This window comes from Geobacillus sp. LEMMY01 (assembly GCF_002042905.1).
In the GTDB taxonomy this organism is placed as follows: Bacteria; Bacillota; Bacilli; order Bacillales; family Anoxybacillaceae; genus Geobacillus; species Geobacillus proteiniphilus.
In genome coordinates this window covers 76,843-83,757 of record NZ_MVKA01000015.1, presented here as the reverse complement: position 1 = coordinate 83,757, position 6,915 = coordinate 76,843, and the positions used below count along the sequence as shown (strand labels likewise).

The window sequence follows — 6,915 nt, the reverse complement described above, 5'->3', positions numbered from 1 at the left end:
GTGTTAGAAGCAGCGATCGAAGAAATCGAAGCCGCGCTGCTCACCTCGAGCACGCTGCACGTCGATGAAACGAGCCTGCGTGTGAAGGGAACGAAACAATGGGTGCACGTCGCTTCCACTTCCAAGGAAACCCGATACGGGATTCATCGCTCGCGTGGCAAACAAGCGACGGATGACATCGGGATTTTGCCACGGTACAAAGGAACGATGGTACATGATGCGTATTCCGTATACCCGATGTATACGCAGGCGAGCCATGCCCTTTGCCACGCCCATCATCTCCGGGAGCTTCGGGAATATACCGAACTTTACCAGCACTCTTGGTCGAACAAGATGGCCGAAGCACTGTTGGAGATGAAACAGGCAGTGGAGAAAGCGGGCGGAGCCTTGCCGGAAGAGAAAGTCCGGTATTGGGAAGCGGTGTACGACGAGCTTCTTTCGAATGGACGCCGGGAACTCGATGAACGTTGCCGACAAGGCAGCCATCTAGGTGTCCGCAAAGCGGAAAATTTCATCCGGCGCCTAGAAAAGCGCAAGCAAGAAGCGCTTCTCTTCCTGCGAAAGAAAGAAGTGCCGTTTGACAATAACCAAGCCGAACGCGATTTACGGATGGTGAAAGTCAAACAAAAAATCTCTGGAACGTTTCGTCAGGAAGACGATGCCGAGGCTTTCTGTGTCATCCGCAGCGTCGTTTCCACCCTGCAAAAACACGGAAAGCCGGTGTGGGAATCGTTGCAAAGACTTCTAAGCGGAGAGCCTCTTCAAACGATTCTCCATTCCTCCTAGGGCATTTTCGATACTGGGAATGCCCTATTGGTGCTGGATTCTGAAAATCTCGCTAGTACTGGGCTGAATAGATACACGCCTGTTTGTACAAAATGCTTTCCCCTTTCTACTTATTAGTACAAAATCATTGAAAAATTAACATTTGCCTTCTCTTACAACTAACCCTTCCTTACTATAATCCAGCTTGCGATTGACCCCACCACTATATTTCTTGGAAGTGCTGTAGCGTTTAGAGTAGGCAGGATAGCGGGAAGATTTACTTTTCATGTTGAATGTATCATAATATACAGTTTGCCAAACTCACCAAATCTGAACCCTCTTTCAAAAGAACCATAGCTACAAATATTTCATATAAATAACAATTATAGTAAATTTTTGTTATATTATACCACCATACTGTGTACCTCCTTCTTGAAAAACACTTCTTATACCCTTCACTCTTCATCAATCAAAGATAAGCGCGATAATAATGTTTCCTAAAGAAGTGAATGGAATGAAAAAGGGAAATGTTGGTTTTCTTTATCATGATTGTCTTTCTTTGTCAAGTATACTTTGTGGCAAAGATGCAATTTTATTCTAAAAAAAAAAAACAAGCCTATTTAATATATAAATATTCGACATTTTTCGCATACTTTAGTATCCTCATTAAAAGTTATTACTGTAGATGAGCAAATTCACTAACATAAATTGACAACCAAACAAAAAAGGAGACATGAACCGGACTCCTTGGGTAAAATAGATGTGCTCAAAACCCATTCACACAAGGAGGTTCATGTCTCATGAATAGATTAGCACATCACCAAGGAATCCACAAGTTTTTCTTCACGTTGGGGTTAACGCTGCAGCTTTCCAAACCGGTCATCAAGCATCTCATTCATATCGTCGATGCCTTGACCACCAAGGGATTCTCGGGAACATTGACCGATATTCATCACTGGAGCTTTCATCCGAATCATCGAACGACGCTCAGTCACTTTTTCACGAAAAGCCCTTGGGATGAGGAAAGGCTGCTTGGAAAGCTTCAAGAGTGGATCCTCCGCCGAATCGAGCGCCTGGTCGAGCGAACGAATCAACCTCTTTTTGTCTCGATTGATGATACTGCCAAAAAACAAAGCCTTCGTCACGGGCTGCGCACGCCATTCAAGGGTGCGACTGGCACTACTCGCATAAAGATCATCAAGCGGTTTGGGGGCATTCGCTCGTTTGGCTGATGGTGCACACCTTCACGCAAGCGTTTCCGTTCGCGTTCCGCTTGTATGACAAGAAGGCGGGAAGAAGCAAAATCGACTTGGCGATCGAGATGCTTTCCTCGCTCAAGGTGAAGCAGGCTCAGCCGGTGTATGTGCTCATGGATTCGTGGTACCCGTCCAAAAAGCTCATCGAAGCCTGCTTGAAAAAGGGATTCCATGTCATCGCCATGCTCAAGACGAACCGGATCCTTTATCCGAAAGGCATCGCCGTCTAAGCCAAGCAGTTCGCCCGCTATATCGAGCCAAAAGACACCCGCCTCGTCACGGTGGGGAAGGAGCGTTACCGCGTGTATCGCTATGAGGGGGCGATCCATGGCCTTGATGACGCGGTGGTGTTGCTGGCTTGGAAGGCGGATCAACCGATGACACCGGAACATCCCCATTGCGTCTTGAGCACCGACCGGGAGCTCGGGGACGAAGACATCTTGCGTTACTACGCCCAGCGCTGGACGATCGAATGCTTTTTCCGGCAGGCGAAAGATCAACTGAAGCTGGATGGATACCGGGTCCGCCACGTTCGGGCGGTGAAACGGTATTGGGGCGTGGTGCTCTTGGCCTGCGTGTACTGCATCGCCGAATCCCGACAAACCCTCCCTCTAGAAATGTTGATGTATCAAGGCTTTTCAGCTTCTCAGGGGTGTCAGAAAAATATTTTTCGACAAATTCCCTTACATCCTTTTTCAGTTTTGTGGATATCTTATAGACCCAGGGTGCGCTGCGCAGCCACGGCTGGGTATATTTTCCTTCGGTAGCGTCAAAAGTTCTATGAAAACTCCACATCCGCCATCCCATGGAGCATCGTAAGGCATCCTTGAAGCCGGATTCGCCCTTGACCAACACCCGCCAAAGGTGCGGAAGAGTCGTCAAGGGCAACAGGGACAAAAAGAAGGCAATAAGAAAGCCGCCCTTGCCATGACCGAATTTTACCTTTGGCGGTGTTCGGTTGGTCAAGGGTTCGCTTCGCCGAATCCGGCAGGAGTTCTGTTCAACGGGTTCGGGAGGACAAAAAAGTCAGGCCGCCTCTTGTTGGAGAAACGCTTGTGCCATGGCGATGAGCTTCGTCCACCGGGCCAGCCTATGCGGAAGATCCGCCAGTTCCGGGATGACGACCGGCACCCGTCCTTCGAGCGCAGAAAGTTGAAATACGCCACAAACAGCGTCACAAAGGACACCGAGCCTTCTTCCGCACCAAACCCATGGGTCGGACGGTAGTTGCCTTTAAAGGTCCGGTTGAATCGCTCAATGATCTGCTTGAGAGGGCGAAACGCTTCCGAGACCGGATCCTCATTGGTCAGGCCGATCACCTGGCGGACATCCAACGAAATCCCGTGTTGGGCGAAGAAGTGTTGCGCCAGCAGGTAAATCGGGTTGCCATCCACGACGAACGACAAGTCGTCTGGGAGGGACGGCAGTTTCCGCAGGACATCATCGATGGCCTTGATGGCCGAGAGCGTGTCTCGATGGGGCGAGACGCGATACGACAGCACGATCTTTTTGACGGCATCGAACATAAAGAACAGGTAATGCCAGCGCCCTTTGACGCGAATATACGTCTCGTCCCCGCAAAACGAACCGGACAGCTCATACGGGAACCGGTCGACAAAGGGCTTGATCCAAAGCGCGACGCTGTTGGCGTAGTTGAGCACCGTCTGATGGGAGATCGAGACACCATGGATGTCCTTCATGGCGGCGGCGGTTTTCCTCGAGGACATCCCAAAGTTGACGCAGTACGTCAACACGAGCCCCAACACGTGTGGTGACACAGCCAGCCGGGACAAATCGACCTTCGGCTTGATGGGCGACGAGGAAGCCAACGGGAGAAAGTCAAACAAGAACTCTCGAAACAAATACCGCACCTTGAAGGCTTGAGGATCCTGTTGAAACTGTTGGCGCTCCTTCTTGGTCATCCGGCGAAGGTTGGCCTGGTAAAACGGGCAATCGTTGTTCTTGCACTTATAGATGTGGTATTCTTTGCGTTCCTTGATTTTTTCCAGCGTCTTTTTGCAGTGCGGGCAGCGAAAGACCGCTTGCTTGGTGAACCGGTTCCGGTGGTTGAACCGGCACTGGCACACTTTGCATTGGTATTGCCCGTTTCCGCCGTTATTGGCGTACAGGTAAGAAGAGGGAGCCTGGCAGCGAGGGCAAGTCAAGGAATCTGGAACACGGTGTTTCGCCTTCGCGCGGCGCTGGATGGGCCGCAAAGGACGTCCGTGTTGGGCTTCGTAGTCCGCCAACAACTTCCGGTAATCAAGGGTTTCCGGTACATCGATGATCGGAAGGTCATCGATCTGAAGTTTTCGGTACGGTTTTTGGACGGGTTCGTCCAAGTCCTTACGATTCAGGGATTTTCCCACGATCACACCCATGAGATACACAATGATTTGATATTGGGTCTTGATGATTTGAAGCAAATAGGCTAATAATTGAGGTAACAAAGCTTGTCACTCCTTTGTTTTGGCTGTTGAGTGTGTGGTTACCTCAATGATGGCCGAAAACAACGGGGGTGGCAAGCTTTTTTTCTTCCAACCGTTGAAACTCAAGAGAAAACCGTGAGTGTGGAGGATACACTTTTGACAATACCCGATTGTCGTGGGGAGGGTGCGAAATGTGAGTTGTATCGAGTCTGCTCATATTGCGAGAGCTGGCAGGACGACGTGCAGCCGCTGCATGTCCGAGAGTGGGTGCGCCCGCAATGCAGGGCGCACCATGACCGTACGCCCGGCATGGGTGCGACGCTATAGGGTGAAAGTCCCGAACGGGGGCTGGCGAGCGCCTACCGTTAGCTGAAGGCAAGGGTGTCCACCGCGAGGTGGAATCTGAAGGAAGCTGGAGGCAAACACTTGACCTGAGGTACACGAACCCAATGGGAGGCCGCCATAGTCGGACGAGTCTGCGGAACAAGACGAAGTCCTAAGCCGCCAAGGGCTGTGGAGGTAGATTGGGCAGGTGCATGAGTGGAAAGTGTCCATCCTTATCCGGGGAGGCCTGTACGACATGCCTTCTGACGATGGCAACCAGAAGTGCTGAACGTACAGGAGTCAGCAGAGGCCATAGTACTGGAATAAGGGACGCCTGAAACAGGAAGGGCCGAACGTCAACTCAGGGATGAATCAGACTCTTTCGAGATGTTGCGTGTCGAAGCAGAATTCCTTTCGGAACTCATCTGAGGAAGCAAGGGTGAAGCCTGGAGGGCCTCAGGTCGAGGGCTGAGCGCAACCCGGCAAGACCTGAATCTCATCCCGCGGAAGGAGAAGATCACGATGGCTTTGTTGGAACGCATCTTAGCGAGAGACAACCTCATCACGGCGCTCAAACGGGTCGAAGCGAACCAAGGAGCACCGGGAATCGACGGAGTATCAACCGATCAACTCCGTGATTACGTCCGCGCTCACTGGAGCACGATCCGCGCCCAACTCTTGGCGGGAACCTACCGGCCGGCGCCTGTCCGCAGGGTCGAAATCCCGAAACCCAACGGCGGCACACGGCAGCTAGGCATTCCCACCGTGGTGGACCGGCTGATCCAACAAGCCATTCTTCAAGAACTCACACCCATTTTCGATCCAGCCTTCTCCCCTTCCAGCTTCGGATTCCGTCCGGGCCGCAACGCCCATGATGCCGTGCGGCAAGCGCAAGGCTACATCCAGGAAGGGTATCGGTACGTGGTTGACATAGATCTAGACAAGTTCTTTGACCGTGTCAATCATGACATCCTGATGAGCCGGGTAGCCCGAAAAGTCAAGGATAAACGTGTGCTGAAACTGATCCGTGCCTACCTGCAAGCCGGCGTTATGACGGGAGGAGTGAAGGTGCAGACGGAGGAAGGGACGCCGCAAGGCGGTCCCCTCAGCCCCCTGCTGGCGAACATCCTTCTCGACGATTTAGACAAGGAATTGGAGAAGCGAGGATTGAAATTCTGCCGTTACGCAGATGACTGCAACATCTATGTGAAAAGTCTGCGGGCAGGACAACGGGTAAAACAAAGCATTCAACGGTTCTTGGAGAAAACGCTCAAACTCAAAGTAAACGAGGAGAAAAGTGCGGTGGACCGCCCGTGGAAACGGGCCTTTCTGGGGTTTAGCTTCACACCGGAACGAAAAGCGCGAATCCGGCTCGCCCCAAGGTCGATTCAACGTCTGAAACAGCGGATTCGACAGCTGACCAACCCAAACTGGAGCATATCGATGACAGAACGAATTCATCGCGTCAATCAATACGTCATGGGATGGATCGGGTACTTTCGGCTCGTCGAAACCCCGTCTGTCCTTCAGAACATCGAAGGATGGATTCGGAGGAGGCTTCGACTCTGTCAATGGCATCAATGGAAACGGGTCAGAACCAGAATCCGTGAGTTAAGGGCGCTGGGACTGAAGGAAACAGCGGTGATGGAGATCGCCAATACCCGAAAAGGAGCTTGGCGAACAACGAAAACGCCGCAACTCCACCAAGCCCTGGGCAAGACATACTGGACCGCTCAAGGACTCAAGAGTTTGACGCAACGATATTTCGAGCTCCGTCAAGGTTGACGAACCGCCTAGTGCGGACCCGCATGCTAGGTGGTGTGAGGGGACAGGGGTTAGCCGCCCCCTCCTACTCGATCGGATCATAACGCCGCTCGGAATTATTTTGAAGGAAGGGCTTCGTTTGTTGTCGTTACAAGGCAGCCGAACCATGGGACGCACGGGGACGGCTTGGCTGGCAGTTTGCCGTGGGGTGGGTGTTTCCAATAATTTCCCAACTCTAAGCGTGAGCGCAGGTGGGAGAGTGTTCGTACCCTCTAATTTTTGTGAATATATGACTATTTTTCCATTAGTAATAAATACTCTTTTTTTTTTGCATTTCTAACTCACATTTCGCACCCTAACAGGGTTGAAAGAAAGGA

General features: G+C 51.5%; 1 protein-coding gene and 3 pseudogenes. 3 read left to right on the top strand and 1 reads right to left on the bottom strand.

The features are described 5' to 3' along the window. Positions 1-786, top strand: a pseudogene (locus tag B1A75_RS09135) (IS66-like element ISGka4 family transposase); the annotation flags it as partial. 779 nt (positions 787-1,565) lie between these two features. Then, positions 1,566-2,617 (top strand): annotated as a pseudogene (locus B1A75_RS09130) (IS701 family transposase); the annotation flags it as partial. Between the two features lie 430 nt (positions 2,618-3,047). Here B1A75_RS09130 and B1A75_RS09125 read toward each other — a convergent pair. After that, positions 3,048-4,471: pseudogene (locus B1A75_RS09125) on the bottom strand (DDE-type integrase/transposase/recombinase). Between the two features lie 825 nt (positions 4,472-5,296). Here B1A75_RS09125 and ltrA point away from each other — a divergent pair. Beyond that, entirely contained in the window at positions 5,297-6,559 is a 1,263-nt protein-coding gene (gene ltrA / locus B1A75_RS09120; protein ID WP_079936086.1) for a group II intron reverse transcriptase/maturase, read from the top strand. Positions 6,560-6,915: the final 356 nt, after the last annotated feature.

What these genes read in the sequence shown, in the direction of transcription:
- ltrA (WP_079936086.1), top strand. Translation starts at nt 5,297, where the DNA reads ATGGCTTTGTTGGAACGCATCTTAGCGAGAGACAACCTCATCACGGCG.